The organism is Alicyclobacillus acidiphilus NBRC 100859 (genome assembly GCF_001544355.1).
Classification (GTDB): Bacteria; Bacillota; Bacilli; order Alicyclobacillales; family Alicyclobacillaceae; genus Alicyclobacillus; species Alicyclobacillus acidiphilus.
In genome coordinates, this window is record NZ_BCQI01000024.1 from 1 (window position 1) to 26742 (window position 26742).

General features: G+C 54.8%; 25 protein-coding genes. 4 read left to right on the forward strand and 21 right to left on the reverse strand.

The window, feature by feature from the left end; all coding sequences use genetic code 11:
• Positions 1-93: 93 nt before the first annotated feature.
• Positions 94-216 (reverse strand): hypothetical protein, encoded by a 123-nt coding sequence (locus tag AAC01S_RS20095; RefSeq protein WP_281178127.1) that lies wholly within the window; start codon positions 214-216, stop codon positions 94-96.
• Between the two features lie 622 nt (positions 217-838).
• Positions 839-1156 carry a hypothetical protein gene (locus AAC01S_RS10390; RefSeq protein WP_067621688.1) on the reverse strand — a complete coding sequence of 106 codons (318 nt, stop codon included), beginning with the start codon at positions 1154-1156 and terminating at the stop codon, positions 839-841.
• Positions 1157-1312: 156 nt separating this feature from the next.
• On the opposite strand from AAC01S_RS10390, the gene AAC01S_RS10395 reads away from it, so the two are divergent.
• The 3 genes from AAC01S_RS10395 to AAC01S_RS10405 all read left to right on the forward strand — a co-directional run bounded on the left by AAC01S_RS10395 (position 1313) and on the right by AAC01S_RS10405 (position 4233).
• Positions 1313-1636 carry a hypothetical protein gene (locus AAC01S_RS10395; RefSeq protein WP_245630172.1) on the forward strand — a complete coding sequence of 108 codons (324 nt, stop codon included), beginning with the start codon at positions 1313-1315 and terminating at the stop codon, positions 1634-1636.
• 418 nt (positions 1637-2054) lie between these two features.
• The gene (locus AAC01S_RS10400; RefSeq protein ID WP_067621695.1) at positions 2055-2762 is read left to right on the forward strand and encodes a response regulator transcription factor; all 708 of its coding nucleotides are present in this window, start codon (positions 2055-2057) and stop codon (positions 2760-2762) included.
• Positions 2740-4233, forward strand: a complete 1494-nt coding sequence (locus AAC01S_RS10405; protein ID WP_157071129.1) for a sensor histidine kinase — start codon at positions 2740-2742, stop codon at positions 4231-4233. Before AAC01S_RS10400 ends, AAC01S_RS10405 begins: the two co-directional genes overlap by 23 nt.
• A 45-nt stretch (positions 4234-4278) precedes the next feature.
• Here the strand turns inward: AAC01S_RS10405 and AAC01S_RS10410 are convergent, their stop codons facing one another.
• The 7 genes from AAC01S_RS10410 to AAC01S_RS10440 all read right to left on the reverse strand — a co-directional run bounded on the left by AAC01S_RS10410 (position 4279) and on the right by AAC01S_RS10440 (position 15273).
• Entirely contained in the window at positions 4279-6435 is a 2157-nt protein-coding gene (locus tag AAC01S_RS10410; RefSeq protein ID WP_067621697.1) for a transglycosylase domain-containing protein, read from the reverse strand.
• Positions 6436-6887: 452 nt separating this feature from the next.
• Entirely contained in the window at positions 6888-7769 is an 882-nt protein-coding gene (locus tag AAC01S_RS10415) for a carbohydrate ABC transporter permease (RefSeq protein ID WP_083511696.1), read from the reverse strand.
• Positions 7769-8659, reverse strand: coding sequence for a carbohydrate ABC transporter permease (locus tag AAC01S_RS10420; protein WP_067621699.1), 891 nt, complete (start codon positions 8657-8659; stop codon positions 7769-7771). The genes AAC01S_RS10415 and AAC01S_RS10420 overlap by 1 nt, the downstream gene beginning before the upstream one ends.
• Positions 8660-8726: 67 nt before the next feature.
• The gene (locus AAC01S_RS10425) at positions 8727-10076 is read right to left on the reverse strand and encodes an extracellular solute-binding protein (RefSeq protein WP_217997828.1); all 1350 of its coding nucleotides are present in this window, start codon (positions 10074-10076) and stop codon (positions 8727-8729) included.
• 298 nt (positions 10077-10374) lie between these two features.
• Positions 10375-11730, reverse strand: coding sequence for a TldD/PmbA family protein (locus AAC01S_RS10430; protein ID WP_067621703.1), 1356 nt, complete (start codon positions 11728-11730; stop codon positions 10375-10377).
• 1 nt (position 11731) lies between these two features.
• Positions 11732-13123: a TldD/PmbA family protein gene (locus AAC01S_RS10435; protein ID WP_067621709.1), complete on the reverse strand. Its 1392-nt coding sequence runs from the start codon at positions 13121-13123 to the stop codon at positions 11732-11734.
• Positions 13124-13143: 20 nt separating this feature from the next.
• Positions 13144-15273, reverse strand: a complete 2130-nt coding sequence (locus tag AAC01S_RS10440; protein ID WP_083511707.1) for a GMC family oxidoreductase — start codon at positions 15271-15273, stop codon at positions 13144-13146.
• A gap of 116 nt (positions 15274-15389) precedes the next feature.
• Here AAC01S_RS10440 and AAC01S_RS10445 point away from each other — a divergent pair, with 116 nt between their 5' ends.
• Positions 15390-16148, forward strand: a complete 759-nt coding sequence (locus AAC01S_RS10445; protein WP_067621764.1) for an exodeoxyribonuclease III — start codon at positions 15390-15392, stop codon at positions 16146-16148.
• On the opposite strand, the gene AAC01S_RS10450 is transcribed toward AAC01S_RS10445, so the two are convergent.
• The 12 genes from AAC01S_RS10450 to AAC01S_RS10500 all read right to left on the reverse strand — a co-directional run bounded on the left by AAC01S_RS10450 (position 16112) and on the right by AAC01S_RS10500 (position 26454).
• A complete protein-coding gene (locus AAC01S_RS10450; RefSeq protein WP_083511697.1) occupies positions 16112-16951 on the reverse strand; it encodes an alpha/beta hydrolase in 840 nt (279 codons plus the stop codon). The genes AAC01S_RS10445 and AAC01S_RS10450 overlap by 37 nt on opposite strands.
• Before the next feature lie 17 nt (positions 16952-16968).
• Positions 16969-17712, reverse strand: coding sequence for a CDP-alcohol phosphatidyltransferase family protein (locus AAC01S_RS10455; RefSeq protein WP_067621717.1), 744 nt, complete (start codon positions 17710-17712; stop codon positions 16969-16971).
• A gap of 6 nt (positions 17713-17718) precedes the next feature.
• Positions 17719-18456 (reverse strand): phosphocholine cytidylyltransferase family protein, encoded by a 738-nt coding sequence (locus tag AAC01S_RS10460; protein WP_067621719.1) that lies wholly within the window; start codon positions 18454-18456, stop codon positions 17719-17721.
• A complete protein-coding gene (ssuD, locus tag AAC01S_RS10465) occupies positions 18453-19601 on the reverse strand; it encodes an FMNH2-dependent alkanesulfonate monooxygenase (protein WP_067621721.1) in 1149 nt (382 codons plus the stop codon). The genes AAC01S_RS10460 and ssuD overlap by 4 nt, the downstream gene beginning before the upstream one ends.
• Before the next feature lie 60 nt (positions 19602-19661).
• A complete protein-coding gene (gene ssuE / locus AAC01S_RS10470; protein ID WP_067621722.1) occupies positions 19662-20210 on the reverse strand; it encodes an NADPH-dependent FMN reductase in 549 nt (182 codons plus the stop codon).
• Between the two features lie 111 nt (positions 20211-20321).
• On the reverse strand, positions 20322-20525 hold the full coding sequence (locus AAC01S_RS10475) for a YezD family protein (RefSeq protein ID WP_067621724.1): 204 nt from the start codon (positions 20523-20525) through the stop codon (positions 20322-20324).
• A 164-nt stretch (positions 20526-20689) separates the two neighbouring features.
• Positions 20690-21421, reverse strand: a complete 732-nt coding sequence (locus tag AAC01S_RS20100; protein WP_067621726.1) for a GntR family transcriptional regulator — start codon at positions 21419-21421, stop codon at positions 20690-20692.
• 213 nt (positions 21422-21634) lie between these two features.
• The gene (locus AAC01S_RS10485) at positions 21635-22192 is read right to left on the reverse strand and encodes a CcdC protein domain-containing protein (RefSeq protein WP_067621727.1); all 558 of its coding nucleotides are present in this window, start codon (positions 22190-22192) and stop codon (positions 21635-21637) included.
• A gap of 117 nt (positions 22193-22309) precedes the next feature.
• The gene (locus AAC01S_RS20225; RefSeq protein WP_083511699.1) at positions 22310-22525 is read right to left on the reverse strand and encodes a phosphodiester glycosidase family protein; all 216 of its coding nucleotides are present in this window, start codon (positions 22523-22525) and stop codon (positions 22310-22312) included.
• Positions 22526-23096: 571 nt separating this feature from the next.
• Positions 23097-23672, reverse strand: a complete 576-nt coding sequence (locus AAC01S_RS10490; RefSeq protein ID WP_067621729.1) for an RNA polymerase sigma factor — start codon at positions 23670-23672, stop codon at positions 23097-23099.
• Positions 23672-25315: a nucleoside recognition domain-containing protein gene (locus AAC01S_RS10495; RefSeq protein WP_067621731.1), complete on the reverse strand. Its 1644-nt coding sequence runs from the start codon at positions 25313-25315 to the stop codon at positions 23672-23674. The genes AAC01S_RS10490 and AAC01S_RS10495 overlap by 1 nt, the downstream gene beginning before the upstream one ends.
• Positions 25309-26454, reverse strand: coding sequence for an NAD(P)/FAD-dependent oxidoreductase (locus AAC01S_RS10500; RefSeq protein ID WP_245630174.1), 1146 nt, complete (start codon positions 26452-26454; stop codon positions 25309-25311). The genes AAC01S_RS10495 and AAC01S_RS10500 overlap by 7 nt, the downstream gene beginning before the upstream one ends.
• Positions 26455-26742: the final 288 nt, after the last annotated feature.

Genomic DNA, 26742 nt, shown 5'->3' on the forward strand with positions numbered 1-26742 from the left:
TGCGGAGTTACGGAGATTAACCGTACTGAAGGGTAATGTTTACCAAGCTTCAATGGAGCCGCAGGCGATCCCTGCGGAGTTACGGCGGCGTTCTCATCCCAGACGCGGCGCGACGAGTTGGAGCGAATGCGCGAACCCGCGCATATGTCGGTCCTGCGGCGAATACATCCAATCGAGAAACAATTCAAATTCGCCAATTCGCGCTGAATTCGCCATCCGAGAACCCCCCGCCCCTTTTGCCATCATTTTCGGTTCGCGCGGTGCAATCCATCGACAATCGCGCTGCAATCAAGTCCCATTTGTTCGGCCCGAACGTATTCTGCCCCGGCTCCCCTGGTCTCTTGCTAATACCTTCACCCGGCCGGCGAGTGTCACGCCATTTGCCACCTTGACTTTGCCACGTCGACGTTATTCTATCATGGATGCGCTGGTCTGTTGACGCTCCGCGAATACATTTGTTCCGTCGGCTTCTGTCGGCAGGTTTGAAATCCATCAAAAGTACTGATGCCCCCGGCTACTGATGCCCCCGGCCCGCGAATCCCTCTCGAAGCCCACTGTCGCGGAACAGGGTTCGAATATCCGGATGAAGTGTCCCTGTTGAAGTGCCGCTTTGAACGCGGATCGACCAAGTCGAGCCGAAACCGCACCGAAGCCGAACCGCAGTTGGACGACGCTTAACCAGTTCCAGCTCCTTACATGAGCAGCCTGTCGACTGCAACTCCCTCCGTCACCGCGCAATAGGCCGCTCGCCCGCCGCCAATGTTTGTGATTCTTCATCTCGCCGATCGCGACAGCCATATCGCGGCAGCCATATCTTGCAGCCGAATCCCGCCGACACCTACGCCACTATCCTGTGCAACGTCAACATCAAAATAACGCGACTGACGACGATTTGAATGACCACAAGCCCGAAGGTCACACGTCCCAATGTGCGCGTGAGCTTTGAATAGTCTGCTCGGGCGGGAAAAGCAGCGCACCATATGACGGTTAGGAGGCCGAGACTTTCTGCAAACCCCATGACATCTTGAACGGGAATCAACCAGACCGCCCGGATCACGTGAACCACTTCCGTCAAAATTTGAAAGATGACGTTGACTCCCCATGTCACGGACAGGACGATGAAGGCACATGTAAGAATGATTTTCTTGGTTCGCAAACGTATTCCGCCTCCAATCGAGTCGACTAGCTACGATCCATTCTCTGCTGAAGCAACCAATACCTTCTTGCCGCGTTCACTCTGGGCATCCGCCCTCGTCAATGGGCGATATTCACCCATACACTGAAGTACCTTGAAGCATGAGGAGGGATACGCGTGGCCGAATGTACGGATGTGACAACGGGTTACGTTGAAATTCCAAACGAAGATTACATTCGAATTCAGCAGACGGTTGATAGAGGGAGAAATCTGTGGAGGCTGGATCCAATCCGCACCGCGCAAGTCGTTGGGAGATTGTTCGGATTGTACGAGACGGATAGGTATACTTTAGTTCAAAAATACACGGAACGCGGTTCCGGATTGCGGCATGCGACCGTACGGGTCGAGCACGGCCCATGTTCGTTCTTGCTGGATCTCTATCAACCTGTCGACCAAGGCCCGAAGGGAATTTGGGTGCTGCAGAACATTACACCTTTATGAGCATGGTCCCCGGTATCAACCAGCAGCCTGATTTGTCGGGTTCGCCCTGATCGCGTCGGCGACGGCACCCTTCGAACTAGGCAGCCATGTCCCTCGATCCCGACGACAACATCGGCCCAACGCCCGAAATGAGGGCACTCGAAAGCTGTCGGGATCGCAGGACCATTGGATGGATCGCGCACACTGAAGCGGCCCTCGCCACCTTGTCCGCCCATCTCCCCCGTCCCAACCACGCCGCCTTATCCGCCCCTGCACAATCATCGACTCGATCTTCAGAAAACCTTCAGAATTTGCTCCCCTCGTTATTAAGAAATGTCCACTACACTATAGACACGCACACGAGGTTCGTCCTACAATGGTCGTCCTACAATGGTCGTGCGAGATCGGAATGTCCAGGAACGGCCCAGGAGGTGATGTCGTGGACTCGCAATGTGTGCTCGTGGTGGACGACGACAAGGAGATTCGGGAGGCTATCGAAATCTACCTGCGAAACGAAGGACTGCATGTGCTGCATGCGAAGGACGGCCTGGAAGCTATGGAGTTGCTGCGGTGCCATACGGTGCACCTGATCGTCCTGGATGTCATGATGCCAAAGCTCGACGGGATCGCGGCGACTTTCAAAATTCGCGAGGCACAAAATATCCCGATTATTCTGCTCAGTGCGAAGAGCGAAGATGCTGACAAGGTGCTAGGGCTGCAAATTGGCGCGGACGATTATATGACCAAACCGTTCAATCCGTTGGAGTTGATTGCCCGTGTAAAGGCGCAGCTGCGCCGATACATGAGTCTGGGCACGTTCGAAAGTGAAGACAAGGAACGTGGAGACAAGGTCGTTCAATTGCACGGGATCACGTTCGATCCTGTCGCTCGCCAGGTCACCGTCAACGGCGAACCTGTCCACTTCACGCCGATGGAGTACAAGATTTTTGCGTTGCTCGCGACGAATGCCGGACGCGTGTTTTCGATTCGGGAAATCTATGAACGGGTTTGGCAAGAACCTTACTACAATGCGGACAACACGGTCGCCGTGCACGTGCGCAAGATTCGGGAAAAAATCGAGATCGATCCGAAGAATCCAAGACATTTAAAGGTGGTGTGGGGCGTTGGCTACAAGATGGAAAAGTGACGTGCAAAAAATAGGCTGGTTGTTTCTGTTTACCTTTGGATTGACCGGTGTACGCCCCCTGTTTGTCAGCAGCTACTACGAGAATCCTCTCGTGCTGTACGCGTATACGGCATGCGGTTTGGCGGCAATTGCCGCGAGTTTGTACACGATGGTGAAGGTGGGCGTCATCGAGAGCCTCAATTATCGGCCCTGGAAGGAGATTTACAACAAAGTGCCGCTCGACGTGCGTGCGCTGGCGCTGTTCATCTTTGTCATATGCACCTTGGCCAAATTGAACATCAATCTCTCCGCCATCCAGTTCAATGTCGTCTACTTCCTGCAAGCGCTTGTCACGTCTACCGTGCTCGTCCTGCTGACCATGGTGCAAATCATCTTCCTATACGATGTGATCCGCGAACCAGCCGAGTGGAACATCGCTTGGCGTGGAAGTGTCATGGTCCGCTGCGCCTGCGCAGTCCGCGATTCATTTCTGTACCGGAGCCTCGGTCTGCAATTGTTCTGGACGCTCGGCGTCTTCTTCGCATCCGGCTTCGGCCTCATGGTCGCCCTGTCGTATTCAGGAGCGTGGGCCTTGTACGTGCCGCTGTTCGTCATATTCACCGTTCCTACGCTGATTGCCGCTTGCAGGCGTGCGGGACGACTCAACCGCATCACCGAGAACACGTCGATGCTGGTTGCCGGATTGATGCCGCCTGATTTGGCCGCGAAGGGTTCTTCCACACTGGCCAAGCTGGCAGGCAACGTCAACCGGTTGAAGCGCGGCGTCGAGTTGTCGCAAGCCGCGCAAGCGAAGAGCGAGCGGCTCAAGACGGACCTCATCACCAACGTCAGCCACGACCTGAGGACGCCGCTGACCTCCATCATCACCTACACGGAGTTGCTGAAACAACCCGATCTCGATGAACAGGACCGGGCCGCGTATGTGGACGTGATCGATCAAAAATCGCAGCGCCTGAAAATCCTGATTGACGACCTGTTCGAAGCTTCCAAAATGGCGAGCGGCAACGTGGAACTCGTCAAGGAGCGAATCGATATCACACAACTGTTGCAACAAACGTTGGCCGAGCGCGACGAAGCCATCGTCGAATCGCATCTCGACGTTCGCGTGTCGAAGCCGGCCGAGCCCGTGTACTGCGTCGTCGACGGGCAAAAGATGTGGCGCGTGTTCGATAACCTGATTGGCAACATCCTGAAATACTCCTTGCCACACACGCGAGTCTACATCTCGGTCGAGACGAATCCATCGACGACGACGTTGATCTTCAAAAATATCGCAAAGTACGAACTGAACGGCGACATCGACGAATTGTTCGAACGCTTCAAGCGAGGAGACGAGTCGCGCCATACCGAGGGTTCCGGCTTGGGGCTGGCGATTGCAAAATCGATTGTCGATCTCCACGACGGCTCGCTGCAGATCGGCATCGACGGCGACTTGTTCAAAGCCGCCATCTCGCTTCCGAACGGAAACTGAAACGCCTGTGCAACCGCGCAACACCCGCGCCCACCCGTCGCAAAGTTACCGCCCATGGCGGCCTCGTCCCCATCCCGCTCCACCGTGGCCAAACCACGGACCGTTCCACGGCACGGGTGGGTTTTGCGATCCCGGTCCGTTCGCTCCGGCCTTGGAACCATGCGGTCCTCCTTGCGGACTGACTGGCGGGATCGCGGGCAGCTTCGGACTCGATGGCGGCGATGAGACCGTTCCCGTCGTGTCGGGCAGAAGCTGAAAGCTCTGCGGTTTCTCACCCCGCAACGCCATTTCCAAAACGTCGCGGAAAATCAGTTCGCAGTAGTGATTCGGTTCCGAATTCCAGTTGAGATGGTACGTCGTGCTTCGCGGATCGTCGTAGCCAATGTAGATGGAACCGACGATATTCGGCGTATAACCGTCCCACCAGGCTCGCGAGATCCAATTCGGATGAGCGCCTGACAGACCCTCGTCGAATTGCACGGTTCCTGTCTTCCCAGCTGTGTCCCAACCGGGGATTTGGGCGTCTTGACCGGTTCCGTCCTTGACGACGTCCATCATCAACCTCGTCATCGTGCTTGCCGTTTGCGCGCTCATCACTGTCTTGGAGACAGGCTTAAAACGATAGATGGTCTTCCCGTTCGCGTTCACAATCCGCGTGATCAAGTGCTCCTTGTTCTGCACACCGTGATCGTCGAATGCCTCGTAAGCCTGCGCCATCTCCCACGGCGTTACGCCTTTTTCCATGCCGCCAATGGCGATGGAGAGGTGTTGTTTGTCCCCCGCCGTGAACGAAATGCCATCGCGCTGTGCGAATTGAATCCCAGCGTTCATGCCAATTTGCTGCAACAACCACACAGAAGCGACGTTCTCCGAGTTCACCAAAGCATATTGCAGCGTTACCCAATCTGGCGCTGCGGAATCGTTCTGTGGAACGTAGCCTCCGCCAAAATCGTGCGGCGTATTGTCGAGTATCGAGGCAGGCGTGAATTTTCCGCTTTGAATCGCCGCACCATATTCCAGTACCGGTTTAATCGACGATCCCGGCTGACTATACGCATACACCCTGTCGAATCCATCTGGAGAATAGTCCGATTTTCGGCTTCCGGCAGCGCCAAGCACCCCGCCCGTCTTTGGATCCACGAAAATTGCCGCCGCGTCGACGGGCTTGCCTGCCACAGGAGCGGGAAAGGCCGAATTGTACTTGGTTCCCCAAAAGACTGCGTTGACGGCCTTCTGTACAGATGGTTGAATCGTGGTGTAAATCTTCAGGCCGCCTTGAAATAATGTTTGGCGGGAAAATCCCAGGTTGGCGTACGAGTCCAACAAAAAATTGGTGAACAACGGATTCTTATCCCAAACATTATCGGACAAGCTATGATACTTCACACCAAGCGGCGCTTTCTGCGCAGTCCGCGCCTGGGCTTCGGATATGTATCCGTACTTCGCCATCGCCTCGAGCACCTGGTTGCGTCTCGCGAGAGCTTCCTTGGGATGCCGAATGGGATCGTACTCACTCGGCGCTTGCGGCAATCCGGCCAGCAATGCGGCCTGCGTCAGGCTGAGCGTCTGCCCCTTCGCCAAATTGACGCCAAAATACCGTTCGGCTGCCTGTTCGACGCCGACGCAGTTCTCGCCTAGGAAAACCCGGTTCAAATACTGAGTCAGAATCTCCTGTTTGGTGAAATCGCGATCGATCTGCAGACCATAGATGATTTCCTTGATCTTGTATTTGAACGTCTTATCGTCCGTCAGGTAGACCATCTTCGCCAATTGTTCTTCAATCGTGCTGGCGCCTTCGGATCGGCTGTTCGTCAACAAATCGTGCCAAGTCGCACGAGCGATTCCCCGAATATCCAGCCCCTTGCGCGTCCAGAATGTGTGGTCCTCGATGGCGACAACCGCGTTCTGCAAATCTTTAGGAATGTGTTGGTATTTGACCTGATTGGGGCCTCCGACTGGCGGAATCCGCATGTAGACCGAGCCGTCTCCCGCGTAGATCACGGTAGCCTGAGCCTCTTTGGGCTGCTTTTCCAAAGGAGCCGGGTTGAACGTCGCAGCCGTCAACATCCATTTGCGTGCGCCGTACAGCACCGCCGACAGGATCGCCGCGTATACCAGCAACCCACCTGTCCCATACAGGATCCAGGTTCTTCGCCGACGTCGGCGCTCTTCAGGCTTCCGATCTCGATGATCAGATTTCACGATGGTCACCTCGCTGAGTAACTTCATACAGCCCTGTGACCGTCAGTGATCACATGTACTCGATTCCATCCCTATATACTCTTCGATACGCGTACTTACCTTTTGACCACGAACCATGCGCGCTGGGATGCGACCATGGAACACACGTGAAAAAGGACTGTTCTCAAATCCAACGACCTGGACTTGGAACAGCCCTTGATATGACAAAGTCTTGACAAAATAGAAACCGTGCCCGCCGCACGTCGACTACATGGGTATTTAAGTGGTGTGTGGTAGACTCGCCGCAAGCCCTGCCTCTCTTGCGGCCATGTGGCTCCAATGACCACGCCTGATGCAATCTATATCCTGCCGCGTTGAATACTTTGCAATGGGACTACAACCAGCGCACAATTCACGAAATACCAGCTTTATCACTTCCATTATACACAAATTTGGGGCGCCTGTCTTCTTCGCTATTTGCCAAAACCGGCAAACATGCCGCGGAGAAGCCAGCGCCGGCCAAAGATATAGGCCAAGATGAGCGGCAAAGCGGACAGGATGACCGCGGCCATCGTCACCGGCACGTTCATCGTATACTGCCCTTGAAAGCTCACGATCGCCAGCGGCATGACACGGGAATTCGTGCTTTCTGTGAGCACGAGCGGAAACAGAAAGTTGTTCCACGCTTGAACAAAATCGTAGATAGAGACCGAGACGAGCGCTGGCGTAGCAAGCGGCAGCACGAGATGGCGGAGTATGCGAAAATCGCTGGCGCCATCCATACCCATGGATTCGTAGAGCTCGTTCGGAATATCCCGGACGAAGTTAACCAGAATCAGCACTGTGAGCGGTAGGCCAAACGCCACAGAAGGCAAGATAATACCAATCAGTTTGTCGTACAGCCCCATGTCCGTGATGAGAATGTAGATGGGGATGATGGCCGCCTGAATGGGCAACGCCAATCCCACCAAAAACACGTTGAAAATCACTCGGACTGCCCGATTTCGGCTGCGCACGACGACGTAAGCGCAGAGAATGGAGCATCCCACAATCAGGATAACCGAACAAAGCGACACGATGATACTGTTGAGAAAGAAGTGGGCAAATCCCGCCTGTACCACCGTGGCATAATTCTCCAGCGTCGGGTGCAAGGAAGGCAGCCAGGGAATGCCAAGCAAATATCCTTGTTCCGAGCGCAAACTGGTCATCAGCATGTACAGCACCGGATAGAAAGCGATGATCAACCAGATGAACCCCAGAAAGGTGAACAATGCGTTGTACCACGTCGGCCCGCGGCGAAATCGCGAGTTCACCGCAGGGGCAGTGTCCAAGTTGGCGGCATTTGTCGCAAGCATCACATACCCTCCAATTGACTCTCCATGCGATTGAAACCGGTAAAGCGCAACGTCAGAATGGACAAAACGACGCCAGCCACGGCCAAAATCACGGCGAGCACGCTTCCGTATCCAATGTTCTGGTTGGAAAATGCCTGTTTGTACATATCCATGGCGAGCACCGTCGTCGAAGTTCCAGGTCCACCGTCGGTGAGAACGTAAATTAAATCGAAATACGTCAGCGATCCTGTAAGAATTAAGACCGACGAGGTAACCACGGTATATTTCAATTGAGGTATGGTGATGTGGAAAAACGAACTCCAAGGTCCGGCCCCATCGATCTTCGCGGCCTCGTACAAGGAATCCGGAATTTGTTTAGCACCGCTCTGATACAGGAGCGAATGGAATGGAATGAACTGCCATGCGATGATCATGCTGACGACGAGCATCGCGATATGCGTGTTGCCAAGCCAGTTTTGTTCGCCGTTGCCAATGCCCACAGCCTTCAACAGCGCATCGACCAATCCGAAGTTGGGATTGAGAATATACGACCATGTGACGCCAATCGCTACAGAGGAAAAGAGCAGTGGCACGAAGTAAAACACGCCAAACACAGCCCGATGCTTCTGGCGGCCAGCCAGAAAGACGCCTATCAACAGGCTGATGGGGGTCTGAAAGACCCAAGAGAGAACCATCAGCTCCACCGTCAACCTGAGCGACATCAAGGCCTCGCCATCAGAAAACAGTTCCGCCCAGTTTTGTCCGCCTACCCATTTGGCTATCCCGATGCCGTTCCAATTGAGCCCACTGTAGTACACCGCGACAATCATCGGGAACAATGCGAAGACTGCGAAAAAGAGAACAGCTGGCGCGACCATGACCCAACGTTGCCAATTCATGCCTGTTCCCATACCTTCACGCTCCTCCAAACGATGTTTGGCTGGGCGCCCCCAAACACGAGGCGCCCAGACGCGAAACTCAGGACATGTGTTTATTCATGTCAGCCGATAGCTGCTGCGGCGTCATTTGGTTGAGGAACAGCTTGCTCAGATCCGTCAACAGCTCCTGCGCCTCAGCCGGAGGCAGCGCCTGATCCCAGGACGCTTGGAAGTTCGGAGCGTTCTTGACCATATTGTAGGTGAACGACAAGTAGTCGCCGTAGGTCGCTTTCTTCAATTCCGAATCGATGCCTTTGACCGGTGGGACGTCACCGATGCTAATCCAGTCCTTGACGTTTTGCGGGCTCAGCACGGCGTCTTTCAAGAATGTCACATCCGCCTGCTTATTCTTCGATACACTGGAAATCGAATAGTAGTTCGACGGGTTTCCGGCGATATCGTTGACATTGCCTTTGCCACCCTGAACCTTCGGGAACGCGAACCAGCCCAAGTTTCCTTGCTGAATGAAACTCTTGTCATCCGAAAGCACGGACGCGAAGCCCCAACTGCCCATCAGCCACATCGCGGCTTTTCCTGTGTACAGCAGCGCAGCGTCCTCGCCTTCGTTCGAGCTCACGGAACTAAATCCCGGCTCAAATGCGCCTGCGTTGACCAACTGCTGAATCATCGTGTTGGCTTTGATAAACGCAGGATTCGACCACGCGTTTTTCTTACCGGCGATGACGTTGTCAAACACCTGCGGCCCGCCGATCCGATCGACCAAATATTCTTCATACATCAGATCTGGCCATTCGTCCTTGCCGCCCAACGAAATGGGCGTGATGTTGTGACTCTTGAAGATCTTGACGTCGGCCAGCAACTGGGTCCAAGTCTTCGGCGGCGTAACATGGTACTGCTTGAACACCTGCTTGTTATAGAACATCATGACCGGCTGCACGCCATCGTTGGGAACGCCATAAATCTTCCCGCCGATTGTAACCGGTTTCATAACAGACGGAAGAAAACGGTTTTTCCAAGCCGGATCGGCATTCAGCGCAGAAGTCAAATTGTACACGTCTCCTGCTTTGACATACGCCGCCAATGTGCCGCCGCCCCAACCAGTGAAGATATCCGGCGGATTGTGCGCCCCCATGGCGATTTGGATTTTTTGCTTATACGGATCGTTCTCGAAGAATTGCACCTGCGAGAGAATGTTCGGATGCGTTTTGTTGAAATTATTGGACATATTTATAACCACTTGTTGCGACGCGCCCGTCTGAATATCCCAGATGGTGATCTTTTGCTGAGGCGATGAACTCGCCGCACCCTGCTCGTCAACATTGGCATTGTTTGCCGATCCCGTCTGCGCCGTCGCGCATCCAGCCAGCAAAGCGCCTGTGAGAACTACCGCACTCGCCCCTGTCATCCACTGAATTGTTGACTTTTTCACCTTGCATCCCCCTTATTATTAATTTGAATGTTAAACAAAGATATTGAGTTATTCGTAGATGGCACACAAAATCCTGCGGGTACTTCATGGTTTTCATATGCAAAAAGTTGTCTTTATCAATATTTTTCGCACCTTGGTACGGCAACCGGACTTTGGCGTCCTGTGAAGCCGTATCCACTTTGTTTATTCAATGGATTTTGAAGACTGGTGGAGGTTCAGTGCTGATTGGAGGATGGCGTGCCAGGCAGGCACAGGAAGACCCGCGCCTGCAGGCACCGTTTTATATATCGATCTCTGATCAAGTTTCCACCGTGATACTCAGTTCCTGAATCACGAGTGACGGCGCTCCGACTGAACCGCCTGCCGCTGGGTGAAACTCAAGATCTGCACCGATTGCTTGAATGCTTTGCAACACCGCAAAGAAATTGCCCGCGACTGTCAATTGATTGAGCGGTTCCGCAATTTGCCCGTTTGCGATGTGGTATCCGTGCGCTGCCAGGGAAAATTCGCCCGACACCGGGTTCGCCCCCGAATGCAAGCCTGACAGACTCGTGACGAGCACGCCGTCGTCGATCGAAGCGACGAGATCGTCACAGCTTGTGTCGGAAGGCTCAATATACAAGTTGCTGGGCGCAATCGACACGGAACCGTTGAACTGGGCTTTGCGAGCGTGGCCGGTCGACTCGACACCGTCCTTTTTGGCTGTCTTTCGATTGTGCAGAAAGGACAGCAGCGTTCCCTTCTCGACGACTTTCAATTCTCGGGATGCGAAGCCCTCGTCGTCGAAATTGCGGCTGGCCAGTCCATCGGGGAGAAACGGGTGATCGACGATGGTCAACGCATCAACGCCAATCCGACTGCCCAGCTTGCCCGCCAGCAGCGATCTTCCCTTTTGCACGTTCTCCGCTGAAAAGATGGGAACAAACGTCGCAAGCAAAGCTGCCGCGACATCGCTTCGGAACAGCACCGGATACGTCTTGTTTGGAATCACCTTCGATCCCAACTGTCCCAGAGCCTCCTCGCAAATCTTGCGCGCAATCTCCGACGCGTTCAGCGATTCGAAGTCGATGGTCGCCTGGTACACTGATCCCGACTTCACCTCACCGTTCGCTTCCACCTTGACACCTACAGCCACATAGATCTCGTTCTTCGCATCGCGCAACGCCAAGCCGCGAGTGTTGCGAATGCTACGCTCCTGGCTGGAACTGCCCAACGTGCAATATGGGATGCCGGTCACCCGTGGATCGTATGCCCGCACCTGCCGCTCGACATCCATGAGGAAGGCGATCTTCTCCTGTGGTGTCACCTCTTGAAGCGCTTCGGAGAGGTAGTTGTCAGCCCGATACTCCGAACTGCCTTCGAATATGTCTTCTTCGTCGTCCATTTTCAATATCAACGCGTTTTCCTTGGCATTCTCCAGCAGATACGAAATGGCTTCCTCGTCAATTCGCTCCGTAAACGCGTAACCCATCTTGCCAGCGAACATACCGCGGAACGACAGACCAAACAGTTCGGCGGACTCGTAACTGTCAATGGCGCCCTCGAACAACCTGCACGAGAACTGCTCTCGCTTCCTCGTATAGCATTCCATGTCCGTAAAGCCCACGTTCCGTCCAGCCTCGAACAGGCGCTCCTGAAACTGGTTGAGATCCACCTTATTCAGCCCCCTTTGTTCCGCCCACCGTGATTTCACTGACGCGCAACATGGGCTGTCCAACATTGACAGGTATGCTGCCGCTCAACGATCCGCACATGCCAGCGCCGTGACCAAGGTTGTTGCCCACCATGTCGACCTTCTGCAAGGTCTTCGGCCCATTGCCAATCAACGTCGCGCCCTTCAAGGGCGTTGTAACTTTGCCGTTTTCGATCCGATAGGCCTCCATCACGGCGAAGTTGTAGTCCCCCGTCGCCGGGTTCACTTGTCCGCCGCCCATGTATTTCGCGTAGATCCCGTTCTCGGTGTTGGAGATGATCTCCTCAGGCGTCGAGCGTCCAGGCGCGATGAACGTGTTGGTCATGCGCGATGTCGGCGCAAATCGATAGGATTGTCTGCGGCCGGAGCCAGTCGGGCTCATGCCCATCCGCCGCGCGTTCAACTTGTCGATGAGATAGCCCTTCAGAATCCCGTTTTCAATCAGGACGTTCCTTCGCGTCGGTTCGCCTTCATCGTCCATTGTCAACGATCCCCACTCGTTCGCAATCGTGCCGTCGTCGATATACGTGACAATCTCCGGAGCCACCTGTTCGCCAATTCGATTCGCGAAGACCGAGTTGTTCTTCGCGACCGCCGTCGCTTCGAGCCCATGTCCGCACGCTTCATGGAAAATCACGCCGCCGAACTCGTTGTCGATCACGACAGGAAAATTGCCGCTCGGGCACGGCTCAGCGCCCAACATGGTGACGGCGATGCGGGACGCTTCCGAGGCGTAATGATAGAGATCCAGCCCCTCCAGGAATTCAAATCCCTGGTGAGCGCCCGGACCATAGAATCCTGTTTCGTACTTCTCGCCGTCGACCGCGATCGATTGAATCGCCAGGCGGCTGCGAATCCGCTTGTCTTCGGCGAACGTTCCTTCCGAATTGGCGACAAGCACGTTTTGTTCCTCGTCAAAGGACGAAATCATCACTTGTTGAATCTTCTCGTGGTACCCGTAGGCGATCTCGTATGCGCGGCGCATGACATCGACCTTGCGCGACTTGGCGACGTCAAGCGGGTTCCATCGGATGGGGTGAATGGAAGGGATGGATCGATCCGCCAGCGGAGCAACCGATGCTCGTTCATCCCCTTGTACAGCTGCCGCGGCGTTTCTGGCAGCTTTCAACATACCTTCTTTGGAAGCGTCGTTCGTATACGTATAGACACTGTTTAAACCGTGATAGACACGGATTCCAATGCCAAAATCGCGACCCGAGTTGCTGATCTCGACTTTGCCGCCTTGCAGCAACAAGCGATTACTGCGCCGATCTTCCACAAAAATTTCAGAAAAATCTCCGCCTGTGGAAAGAGCCGCTTCAAGTACTTCCTCTATGACCGATTTCGCGAACATAGCGTCCCTCCTTGTATTGTTCATTGTTTCACCAAATGATCGGCCGTGCGGAAGGCCAGAGCAAGGATCGTGAGCACGGGGTTCACGCCGCCGTTGGTCACGTGTACGGAGCCGTCGCATACCCACAGATTGTCGTAGCCATGCACGCGGCCCAGTGGATCGGTGACGGATGCGGCGGGATCGGAGCCCATGCGAAGCGTCCCGGCCTGGTGCTGACCTGCGCTCAGCCCACCCCATGGCCCAACGCGCCAAACTTGGACGGCGCCAGCGGCCCACAGCCACTCCTCGGCTTTCTCCGCGAGCAGCTTGCCAGCGCGAATCGATTCTTCATGCACACTTCCCGACAATTGGGCAACGGGAATGCCAAATCGGTCTTTGACCGTCGGGGATATCCGCACACGGGCGATGGGCGTCGGGATCTCCTGAATGGGACCTTGAACGTGGCCTGTGCGCGAATACGTTTCGCGCATCGCGGCCTTGCCTGCCAACCCCCAACGCGGCGCATCGGAAGAGAGGGCGCGATACCAGTGGATGATCGGCAAACGCGTGAATTCGTTTGCCAGCATCCCGCCGCCGACAATGCCTCCGGCATTTCCGTGCGCGAACTGGTGCGTGGCGATGCTCACGCCAGGCCCGAGCCCGTCCTGCACCGGATCGTCAAACAGCCCATAGGCGCCTGAATAGACATGGCCCTGCAGGTTTTTACCGACCAGTCCGTTGCGGTTGCCGATCCCGTCCGGCTCCTCGACGCTGGCCGAGTTGAGCAACAGCCGCGCGCTTTCGATAGCGCCAGCCGCCACCACCACGTGGCCCGCCCGAACCCGGCGTCGTTGGATCTGTCCCGACACCTCGCGGACCAGGCGAACGCCCGTGGCGTGCTTTCCTCCCTCGGTATCGATGCGTTCGACCATGGTCTCGCAGACCAAATCGCAGTTTCCGGTTGCAAGCGCTCTCACCAACATCGTGTTGTGGCCGCCGTTCTTGCTGTTGGTGGGGCAAGCGAAACCAACGCATTGCCCGCAGCGGCCGCAGGCTGGTCGGCCGTCGCGCGGGATCGAATTGATAAGCAGCGGCACCGCCCCGGCGTCCCAGCCCAGTTTCTTCGCCGCCTGGGCCAATCGATCCGCCTCCAGCGTCCGCGACAAAGCCGGCATCGGGTACGGACGCCGACGGTGTCCGCGAGTCAAGTGCGCGCCGCTATCGCCGGAGACACCGACTTCCCACTCGGCCCTGTCGTAGTAGGGTTCGAGATCGTCATATTGAATCGGCCAGTCGCAAAGTGAACTTCCGTCAGGAACACCGTAGCGCGTCGCCATCCGAAAATCGTCCGGGTGGAACCGCCACGCCTGTGCGCCGTACACGCGCGTCCCGCCGCCGACGGTCATGGCGTTGTTGTGATAATCGTTTTCGTGCGGTTGGGTCACGCGTTCCTCGCCGCTCGGCGTGAGAAACGTTCGCGGATAGCCGGCCAAGTCGGGACCCGTGTTGTGGCCATAGCGGCTGAGACGATGGTTGCGCACGTGATCCTCGCCGATCTCGTCGTAGCGAAGCCAGCGCCCTCGCTCGACGACGAGGACCTTCATGCCCGCTTCCGCCAGCACCGCCGCGGCGACGGAACCTCCGGCACCAGCGCCAACGATCACCGCGTCGTAGCTGTCCCGCAGTTGATCGAACGAACGCTGCGGCAAGTCCGTCTCCGGTACGGGCAGGTCGGTTCCCGAAATCGGTCCAGGGCGAAAGCCGACCATCTTCCAGGATGCTCGCTCGCGAGCTCCGCCCTGCAGAGGGCTGCCGTAGTAACCCTCCATCGCAAACTCGAGCAGCGTCGCGAAGAAGCTTTTCGCTGAAACCGGCCAGTCCTTCACTTCTCCGTGTTCGACAGCCTGCAGCAGCGCGTCTTGTCCGTTGGTTTCCAAATGGGTAAACGGCAATCCGTATCTCGTGATTGCCTCCGAATCAAGTTGCCTGAGTCCCGGTTCTAATAGATGCATCCAAGTGTTTGGCTCCTCCTGGGCTCGATGTTCCAGGTATTCCACAACACCTTCGTCCGTCCCAGAAGGCCAATCGTCTTTGGGAATCAGGCGATTGGCGACCGCCTCGAGAACGGATCGCAATTCCAGCAGATGATTCACGTCCGTGTCAGATCTCATCGATTCCACCATCCTCCTATCCAGTCTATCACGACTCGCACACTGGCGATGTATGTTACACTGAAGGAAAATAGAATCGGTATGTACGAAGTAGTTGAAAAAAGGGGATTGTGACACTGAAACTGGTATCGTGGAATGTCAACGGCTTGCGAGCGTGCGTCAATAAAGGATTTTACGATTACTTCAACGAGATTGACGCGGATATCTTCTGCGTGCAAGAGACCAAGCTGCAGGAGGGGCAGATCCAACTCGGGATTGGCGAGGCGTACCAGCAGTATTGGAATTACGCAGAGAAGAAAGGTTATTCCGGAACGGCCGTGTTCACGAAAATTCCGCCGCTTTCCGTGCGCTATGGCATGGAGGCGGAGAGCGAGCCGGAAGGACGCATCATCACGCTGGAATTTGAGTCGTTCCATCTGGTGACCGTGTACACGCCAAACGCCAAGCGCGATTTGTCCAGGTTGCCGTATCGGCTCGAGTGGGAAGACCGTTTTAGGTCGTACGTGTCGGAGTTGGACTCGAAAAAGCCAGTGATTCTATGCGGCGACTTGAACGTCGCACACCAAGAGATTGACATCAAGAACGCGAAGAGCAATCGCGGCAATTCCGGCTTCACGGACGAGGAACGTGAGAAGATGACCTCGCTGCTCGCTTCCGGGTTCATCGACTCGTTTCGCTATCTGTACCCGGATCGGACCGACGCGTACACGTGGTGGTCCAACATGCCGAGGGTCAGGGAACGAAACATCGGCTGGCGGATCGACTATTTTCTCGTTTCGTCCCGCCTGCAGTCCGCCATTGTCGGGGCGTCCATCGAATCGCACGTGATGGGCAGCGATCACTGCCCTATCGTGTTGGAATTGAACGCCCTGTAAGTCGTGAGGATTCGCCCGGTTTGCCTGCGCTCTCTCAACCACGTCCGCGTCTTGTCAAGCAAGGCGCTGACGGCTGGTTCGCCGGAAAATGTGTGATCCCCGCCGGCGATCCTATCGACCACGTAGTCGCCGCGGGAACGAGGCGCCAACGCCTGTTCGTACAAGACGGCATTGCCAGGAGATATGTCGTTGTCGGCGGATCCATGCAACACGAGCACATCTCCTGAAAACTCGCGAACCTCGCGATATGGGTGGAATTTCGCGAGAGAGCGAAAGAAGCCAAGGCCGAGTCGATAGCCCAGATAGTCCGCGCTGCCTGTCCGAACCGCTTCTTCGTAGGTCGAAATACCGGTGATTTGAACGATTTCCTCGAACGGGTTGCCGACTGCGGACCACAGGACGAGATTCGACACTCGGGGATCGCGCGCCGCTGCCCGAATCGCGACAGGGCCGCCCAGACTGTGGCCGATCAGCGTGATCGACGATATGGGAAATTCCACCCGCTCGACGATGGAATCGATGACAAGCAACGTCTCGTCGACCATCGCGTCGAGTCCGCCGCTGCCGTACTCTCCGGTGCTCTCCCCGCAACCGCTGAAGTCGAACCTGACCACGCAGTGCCCAGCTTCGGCGAATGATCGTGCGGCTTTGACAAAGATTCGATTTACGCCGATTCGATTCCCAACGAACCCATGGCATATCACCACCACTGGGACGCCGCGCTTGCTGTCACGCCAATTCGGCAATTCGATACTGGCTGCGAGAACCGAATTCTCAGCGGTGATCGTCATCGTCTCTTGCAAGTCAGCCCCTCCTCATCTCACGCCAACCGCTTTTGAAATTTGTACAGTTGCACGATGGGGCGATAGACGCACATCGTGAGCCCCAATACGGAGACGAACATCAATAACTGCAGTCTCAGCCCAAACATGAGAAAGACAAGCATCGCGAAGTACTGTTCACCGATGATGAAGCCACGAAATGGAATGAAGCTTCGCCATCTCTGCAATCTGGCAAATTGACTGGCTTGTTCCGCCAACAGCGCCCCGGCTTGATCAGCGTCTCTTCCACGGGCACCGACCTGTGACGCGCTGTCTGCCGACTTCAAACGGATTTGACCGAAGTATTCGAGCAGGTAGAGCGCGAAGACCGCAAGCGTCGCCCATTGCCAGGCCGACGTGTCGCCGGGATGGTTTCGCACGTAACCGTAGGCGAGGCTGAAGTAGATAGCGAATTCCTTCACTCTGTCCGCGACCTGGTCCAGCCAGCCGCCGATGGAGGAGAACTGCTGGCGGTAACGTGCGAGTTGTCCATCGGCGCAATCGAACACGTAGGCAATCTGGGTAACAATCAGTCCTGCGATCTCGTCGGTTCGCGTGCCTAGGAAAAATCCAGCGCATCCTGCCAGGCAAGTGACAAGCGACAACACCGTCACCCCGTTGGGAGACAGTGGGGTCTTGCGGATGAGGTAGACGAACGCGATAGACATCGGGTAGTACAAATAATTCGTCCAAATGTCAATCGGCCGTTTGGCACAAGCGTTGATTTTGCTCAGTTCGCCCATATACGGTCAACGCTCCATCGTCAATCGAGATAGGACCTCCGTAACTGCATACGTGTAGTCCTCCGGAAAATCGATTTCCACACAGGGCAATCCAGTGACATCGACTGCCCGTAGCCCATCTTTATCTGATAATGTGTCTAGAGCATGTTCAAAAAATGCCATTTCATTTCCGGGCCTCGCTTCAGCATGGACGTTTGACCGAAACCGATCCGCGAATTCACCTGAAAATTTGCCAACGCCAATGAATTCGCCAAAACAAAGCGCAGAGTTCAAGTGCTTCCCAATTTGTGTGACCTGACCCGCCTCGACGATGACTTTCACTTCTTCGTCCCGACACTGCTTTCTGTCGACTGCCAAGTATCCGCCGTCGACCTCAGACGCGAGTCGAACCAAAATTTCTCGGTCAAACACCACATCGGCATTCAGGTAATAGAAGTCGCCTGTGGCAATCTCCAGTGCCTGCCGCAGTGAGAACAAGGTGTTGGTCGATTGATAGAGCGGATTCTCGACAAATTGTACGGATAGCGCTGGATAGTGATCGGCGATATGCTTTTGAATCAGGTCCTTCAGATAGCCGACGACCATGACAATGTCGCGAACGCCGATGGCCTGAAGGGCCTGCACCTGCCAATCCAGAATCGTCCGATCCCCCAATGGCAACAGACATTTCGGCCTATCATCGCACAATGGTCTCAAACGCGATGACATGCCCGCTGCCAAGATGACTGCCGTAGGTTGTGTCATGGAGCCACACTCACCGCTTTCGGGGGAAGTATTCCGGTTGCCATGATCTCGCCAAGCGGCCTGACAGCAGCGTTGGACTCCGGAGTCGCTTGAGCCTGCAGGTTCAGCTTCGGAAACAGCAGTTCAGCAACGCGATATGCCTCTTCGAGATGTGGATAGCCAGACAGGATAAACGTGTCGATGCCCAGCGCTTCGTACTCTTTCATGCGTTCGGCGACTTCGTCAGGCGAACCGACCAAGGCGGTCCCTGCCCCGCCGCGGACTAGCCCGACCCCAGCCCACAGGTTCGGGCCAATGGTCAACTGTGATTTATCCCCACGGTGCAGTTCACTCATCCGCTTTTGGCCAACCGAGTCCATCTGGGCATAGACCTTTTGGGCCTGCTGAATGGTTGTCTCGTCAACGTACTGGATGAGACGATCCGCCGCCTGCCAGGCCTCTTCGGACGTTTCCCGCACAATCACGTGCAACCGAATGCCAAAGCGAACTTCGCGCCCCTGGGCCTTCGCGAGCGCCCGGACCGTGTCTATCTTCTCCTTGACCTGCTCCAACGGTTCGCCCCAGGTCAGGTAGACATCGACATGCTTCGCCGCAATCTCTTGACCGATTCTGGATGAACCGCCGAAGTACAAGGGTGGGTAAGGTTGCTGAACCGGTGGAAACAGAACCTTTCCTTGCTGAATCCGAATATGGTCACCCTCGAAGTCGACGATCTCGCCGCTCAGCGTCCGCCGCCACACGGAGAGAAACTCATCCGTCACGCGATATCGTTCGTCGTGATCGAAAAACACGCCATCCGCAGCCTGTTCTGCCGGATCTCCGCCAGTGACGACGTTGATCAACAGTCTGCCGTTCGAAAGCCGATCAAACGTGGAGGCCATTCTCGCCGACAAGGTGGGGGACATGAGTCCGGGCCGGATCGCAATCAGGAATTTTAAGCGGTTTGTCACCGCGATGAGCGACGAAGCCACCACCCACGCGTCCTCGCACGACCTTCCGGTTGGCAGAAGCACGCCTCCAAACCCTAATAAGTCCGCCGCTTGCGCGATTTGTCGCAAGTACGCGAAGTCGATGGCTCGGGCACCCTTGGTCGTTCCCAGATACCTGCTGTCTCCATGTGTAGGAAGAAACCAAAATACATTCATCCCGTTGTCCCCCTTCAGTTCTGAACAAAGCGGCTGGCTGCGAATCCCGTGTCGGCCCTGTCAGATGGTCTGCGTCACTTTGTTCTGCACCAAGTCGAGAACCTCATCGACGCTGCTGTCCAATCGACGCTGAAACGATTCCTCAAACGATACGGATTCGTCCGCATGCGAGGTGACTTGCGAATCGAGGCCATACACGCCTCCGCAAATGGCCCGCGCGCCCAATGCGTACAAAATGGGTTTCAATGCGTAGTCAATCACGAGCAAGTGGGCAGGCGATCCGCCTACCGCGATGGGGAGAACCGCTTTCGAAGCCAACGCGGTCTGGGGAAGCAAATCCAAATATGATTTCAACAGCCCCGTATACGACGCCTTATAGACAGGCGTAGCGATCACGACGGCATCCGATTCTTCAATCCAATTCACGCTCTGTCGTATTTCCGCGCTCTCAAAATTGGCGTGCAGCAAATCTTCAGCGGGGAAATCCCTGACGGAGATCCAGCGCGTATCCACCCCGGCTTCTTTCAACCTATTGTCGAGATAGGTCAATATCTTTGCACTCGTTGATTTCTTCGACGGACTTCCATAGATCAAGGTGACCTTAGGCATGGTTCTCCCCCCTTCAATACAAATGGAGACCCCTCTACAGCGCATGCCAAGGCAGCGCAATATCGGTGGTCTCCAGCGGTCTGGTCGACATATTTCATTTATAATCGGCTATTAGAGCGCAGTCGGACGTCTCCTCGGACTCGATTCCTTCGTTGAAGATGGCCCGAGGGAAAATCGCTGCTTCTCAATTCGATCAATCTGCGTGATTTGTGCGTCATGCACCGTGATGTGGACCGATCCATACTCCAATCCATCCAGTGCTTGAACGATTCGTTCAATCATATCTCGTCCATAAGCGCCCGCACGTTCCAACATCAGTCCCCCCTAGCTGTTCGGAACCATTGAATCCAAGTATCCAAATCGGTTTAATTCCTTATGAACAACACTATAGGGGACCCAACGAATGAGCGTCAATGAAAAAACAGATAATACAGGACCAAATCAAGGAATCGTGTATAATGTTATAACAATCAAATTCCTCACACGTCTCCCCTGGTCAAGTTCACATTGTAGTGATATCTGCTTGAAGGATACCTGACCTCCGAGAATTCCACGGGCGTGCCCGTGTCGTCCGAAGTCACGCGCTGAACCACCAAAACGGGTTCGTCAAATCCGATATTCAGTTCCTGGCTGTCGTCGTAATTGGCTCGCTCCGCGTAAATTTCTTGTTTGCCATAGGCAATTCTGACACCATGGCGTTCAAAGAATCCGTAGATGTGGTTGTGCAATTCCGGGTGATTCACCAGTTCCTCGAACGCCCCCTCCGTCGGTGGCAAAAGAAACGACGTCTCTCGAAACACAGGCAGGTTGTCGACTGACGCCACACGCGAAATTCGAATCAACTTCGTGTCTTCGGGCACTTCCAATTGTTTAGAAATTCGTTCTGAACATGCCACCATCTGAACATGTTTGACAGTAAGGGCCACGTCTTTCCCGCTCGTCCGAAGTTCTTCGGCAAATCCTTGAAGCCGCGATACGGCGACGGAAGTTCGGCGCTTCGCCACGAACGTTCCTTTCCCCTGATGCCTCACCAAATAGCCCATCGACACCAAGTCGCTGATGGCCTGGCGGACGGTAATGCGACTGACGCCATGTTCGACAGCCAAATCCGCTTCTGACGGTATCTTATCGCCAACGTTCCACTTGTTCGATTGGATGTCTCGAATTAAATCACTCTTTAGCCGGTGATACAGCGGTACGCTCGTCTTCATTTCTGGTTCCCCATCTCTCAAAGGTCGATGCTCCGTATTTTCAAACCATAATACCACTTTATCCATCGGATTAATATGCTTATTAGTCGGCGTTGACTGGACAATGCAGCAAAGACATGCCCGACCACGGACATGCCTCAACTTGAAATCGAGCTTCGTCAATCATGCGGCGACGGCCAGCCCCTTGCGGTGCTCACCTTCGGGAATCCGAATCTAGTTCGAACTCTCATCGATCCCGACGGACGGCTGCTGCGTCTCCAACGCCTTCGCCTTGCGAAGCAAGAATGTGAAGTAACCAATGTAATACGCCACCAACAACATAAAAATGCCTGCCGTCCACGGATCGGAAAAGCTTTGGGCGGACACTCCATTTTGACCCGAACCACGTTGTTGCTGAAGTTCGCCGACCTGTTGAGATAGTTCAATGAATCGGAACGCCAACCGGCCAATGAATAGAACGATGAGACCAATGCCAATCCACATGTGCTGCATATATCCCCACCGCCCGTTCCTCATCTCAAATCTCGTGGTGCGAGCGGAAACGTAGGCGATCACGCCTCCAATCACCAGACCAAGCGCATCCGACGCATAGGACAGCGGATTGCTGATACCGGCGGCTAGGATCACGACAGCCAGGATAGAAAATATCACCACGCGGGTGGTCAGTCGGCCGCGAACCAAGTACTGAAAGCCGACCGTCCGACGGACTCGTCGATACATTCCAAAGAGAACCAAAGCAATAATGATGATGATAGACACGTAGTGTTGCACAAGGGGCCTCCTTTGAGGTTACATGACCTCCGCCATTCGAACGATTCGCCTGCCGTTAAAACGTCTGCCAACAGTGGACGACCACATCGGGTCCGCTTCATCATTGTAACGGATTCTTCACAATTCGTCGTCTATCTGCAGATGGTTGAGAATCTTCCCATGCGCATACATGGTGCAATTCGATCCCCCAGACAGGCAAGCAGCCGTCACCGCGCCATATTTTCGCATGAGACGGACGAGATCCTGTTGCGAAGGCCCGATATCATGGCTGCCAGTCGCGAAGCGTCCGTCCGTTTCGATAAATATCAGAGTCCCAATTGCGCTTTGACCGATGACGGTTGACGCGTTTCAACCGATATTCGAGGTTGGCGCGACGGACTCGTTTCCGACGACCAACCTTCCCTGTTTGGTCAGTCCGATCACAGTACGCTCATTCGCCGAAAGGTCTTCCCACGAACCGTTTGCGACGACGTTACCGCGATGCATGGTGATCCCCAAGGGTTCATCATATGCTGAACTATCTGAATCGCCAGCATTTACCGTCGCAATCGCGTGATATTCCTCGCAATGTCACTTACAGTTTGCCCTTCCTGGCCGAGCGTGGACGCGAGACCAACCTGCAACTGTTCGGTGCGTTACGGTTGATTGGCGCAAGTGGTACACGATAGAGTTGTGATGGCCTCTGACATACATGCCCCCACAACGACGCAAGCTGTGGCTGCCAACCCGGCAGCAAATGTGGAGAATTTGGACTGCCACGTGCTCGCACTTGTGGATAATCGCGCCCGCTGCATCTCACGTCGGTTCGGCAACATCTGGCGAGTTGGATTCAGCACCGCCTTTTGCCCGTAGTACGCGGTGACAGCACCAACCATGTCCGCTTCAGCGCGACAAACCGGGCACGTCATGACATGTTGCTCGACATCGAGATCGATCTCCTCACCTGTCCACACAAAGCATCGATTACCCTATCGCAAACCATCGAACATCCCCTCCCGAATCGACTCGAACGTTGCAGTTTTTCGCGTATCCGAAACAATCTTGTCTTGACGTTCGAGATCGTTAGATTCATCGCCTCGGCGATTTCCCGGACGGTCAGTTCGGAGTGAAATCGCAAGGTGAGGAGCATTCTGCTTTCCGGGTCCAAGGATTCTAAAATCTGTTCCAAAGTCATTCTGGCAATCGCGGCCGATTCAAACAATTGACCGACAGCGACTGGCTCCAGCAGGACTTGCGAGGATGCGGTCACGCGCTTTCGATACATGTCACGAAACGTGTTGACCACAAGCGCGTAAACCCAACTGTGAAATGAACTATCTTCGCGGTAGGTCGAGAGCTTGCTGCAAATCTTGTAAAGCACTTCTTGGGTGATATCCTCGGCATCCTGTTGATGCCTGGCGAACTGATACGCAAGTCGATAGACAAGTGGTTGAATTACCTCAAGCAGTCCGCGTAGGCGGGAGGGGGCTCCATCATCCATCACACAATGCTATGCAGGAGCAGTGGCGTCCAGGCCAGCGCGAGACTGCTCACGACGGAAGTCGCCGCTTGCCTTCCTGCCATGCGCAGGGCATACCGCCAAGAGAATTCTCTACCAATAGTCCACAACGTAACCATGCACGCCGACAATGTCGAGGCGAGATAGACAACGACAAACAACTGGCTAATCGAGAGCGAATCCAGTACATCTGTCTGATTGAGCACCAACATGCCATCTTTGCGGATGGTGGAAAAGATCACTGCTGGCGCTACGGAAGAAGGTAAATGAAACAGGATGAAGACAGGCGACGTCACGTGCGCAACCCAATTGACGACGTGAAAATAGTCCAGCAGCGCTGCAACAAAGCATATGATGACAAATGTTGGCATGGCTTGCAGCAGAAATTGCTTGACGACCGAGCGCACGCGAAAGCCAATCCCTTTCCAAGTTGGTTGCTGCAGGAAGGTCCGCCGCCTTTCCGCAAGCGGTGTCGCGCTGCGGTTGAAAATGCGCGTATGAATGGCTCCTACAAGAAAGACCACGCTGATATATGGGAGAAACAATAGCGGGTGGTGTGCCGAACTGAAGAGCGAGAGCGACGCACCAATGGTGTAACTGCAAGCCGATCCAAACGCGATAAGGGACACACACTGCGTGCGCGTGCACTGACCGCAAGCACGGCTTTGCAGCACACCGACGACATTGCAGCCAAAACCGGTCAACACAGGGATCAAGTCGCGGCCCTCGAGTCCAATTTTCTGGAGCCACGGATCGAGCGAATCCGCAATTCGATCTTTGAGCCCGCTCTCTTCGGTGACGGCAACGGTGACTCCAATCAACAAGACAACCGGGAACGCCCAAAGGAATGAGTACGGCCCCAGGGTCAGCACGCCGTAGTCGCCAACCGTGAGGGCCCGGAGCCATCCGGGAGCCGTCTGAAAGGCATGACGAAGCGGATCGAGAACAAATGCATCCAAATACGGCTGAGTGACGTTCGCAAGCAGATAGGCGGCCAAAACAGGCAATCCAAACAGCAAGACAATGAAAAGCAGCGACACCCACGGGCCAATCCGATTCAGATCAAAAATGGTAGCCGGAGGTTCAATTTCGGATAGTTCCAAGTCGAGCAGTTCGTGAAACGGTCGACTTGGCCGCTTCGCCTTGCGGACAGACGCCACAGCCGTCTCCAGTTGGTTGCCCGCGAACGTTCGAGCGTTGACGGAGAGAAAGGAAATACCGTAGACGCTGCAAAATCGCTCAATGGCCTCCCGAATCTGAAACGGCGTTTTGTCCTCAAAGGTGAAAATGACAGCCACTCGATTCTCCAGGTGGCCCACGATCCGTGAAAGCAGGTTTAACTCCGAGACCGCATGCGTCCCCCGGACAACGAAAACAATGACATCCCCGCGCTCGACTTCATCGAGCGCCATTGCTGTCGTGCGACTATCCGCCTGTTGGCGGATCCCCGGTGTGTCGACCAATACAATGTTTGTTCCATGAATGCTCCCGCGCCGACAAACGACTGTGGAGCCGCGAAAATTGGTTTCTTCACCCGTGTGGTAATGCGTCAATTTTGCAAACACGGTCGATTTTCCCGCCGACTCCATCCCCACCAGAACTGCTGTCAACTCCGCCTCTAGCACTCACATTTCACCTCGCAGCAACTCAGATCGTCCAGATACATGTTGTTTGCCCGATAGTATTCAATCACCGCGTCGTTTATCGAAACTCCAAGACGGTGCGCGATTTCTTCGGCGATCACGGCGAACCGCTGCCGAAATTTATAGATAAAGCATAGGATAACATCGCCATGTCGAACGTTTGGCCCGACCACGAACAGCCCTTCGCTCTTCGTCGATTCATCTTTCAGGCTCAAATCAACCGATCCGTCGCTCAGCCAATCAAAATGTTCCGCAATCACAGACAATCCTCCAGCGAATCCAGTCGCGCAAATCGGCCTGGTTGGCTGAAGCAGCACCTCACCGTTGGCCAAGTGAACGACATATCCGTCCGTATGTTTCTCGACGCGCACAACGGAACAGTTCGCCGTGATCGACAAACGTCCGGTTTGCATTACTTCCTCCATCCTTTGGTATGTAAATGGGGACAACGTGAGGCTGGGGTCGACCGCATCGTCGTCTTCAGCCAGTTGATTCTTGCCCGCTGTGACGATCTTCACCTGCTTACCCATGCAAACCAACTGGTACGCCGCGTCCATCCCGCTCTCGTTACCGCCGATCACCAGGAAAGAATCGCCCTCCAACTCCGCCCAACTGCGCACGCGGCTGCTGTGTAAACAATGTTCACCGCCCTCAAAGGAAGCGTCCTGCGGGTACTGAAATTCCCCTGCAGCCCAAACCAGGTAACGGCATCGTACAGTTCCGTTGCTCGTCTGCAGGACAAAAAACTCCCCCTGTTTCTCCACGCAGGTCACATCCGTATATTCAGCGACAGGGACCGCAAAGTGCTCAGCAATGGCTTGTAGATATTCAGCGTACTCCTCACCGGAAAGATGTTCCCTCGCGAACGTGTAGCCCGGTGAGCTGTCTGGGACGATGGCGTTGAGATCCAATGCTCCAAAGCCCTGGCCTGGAAATGACGGCGTGATCAAGCGCATTTCCTGAGGCCATTTTTGAAACGAGGACCCGATTGTTTCACGTTCAAGGACAACGAAGTTTCTCACATCAAGCTGGGCTAGGACAACGCCAAGTCCTATTCCAGAAGCGCCGGCGCCCACCACGGCGACATCGTACGCTTTTTGAATCGAATGCTCTGTTTGCAATTCATCCACCCTCCAGGGTTTGTCGGTGTAGCCACGGCCAATTGCATTCATAGTTTTTCCAACACATCCAAAATGGACGAGCAATTGTGAACGAAAGACAACAAATCGTAATACTTACGATTCATCATTGTATTCCAGATTTACACACGTGTAAATAATTATTATTGCGATTTACAAGCAAGTGTTTGTGCAAGACTCTATCGGAGCAGAACAATGCAGGGAATTGGAGGGGAAACGCAACAACAGCTTGGATATCATCGGGGTGATGAAGGAACAAAGACATCTTGC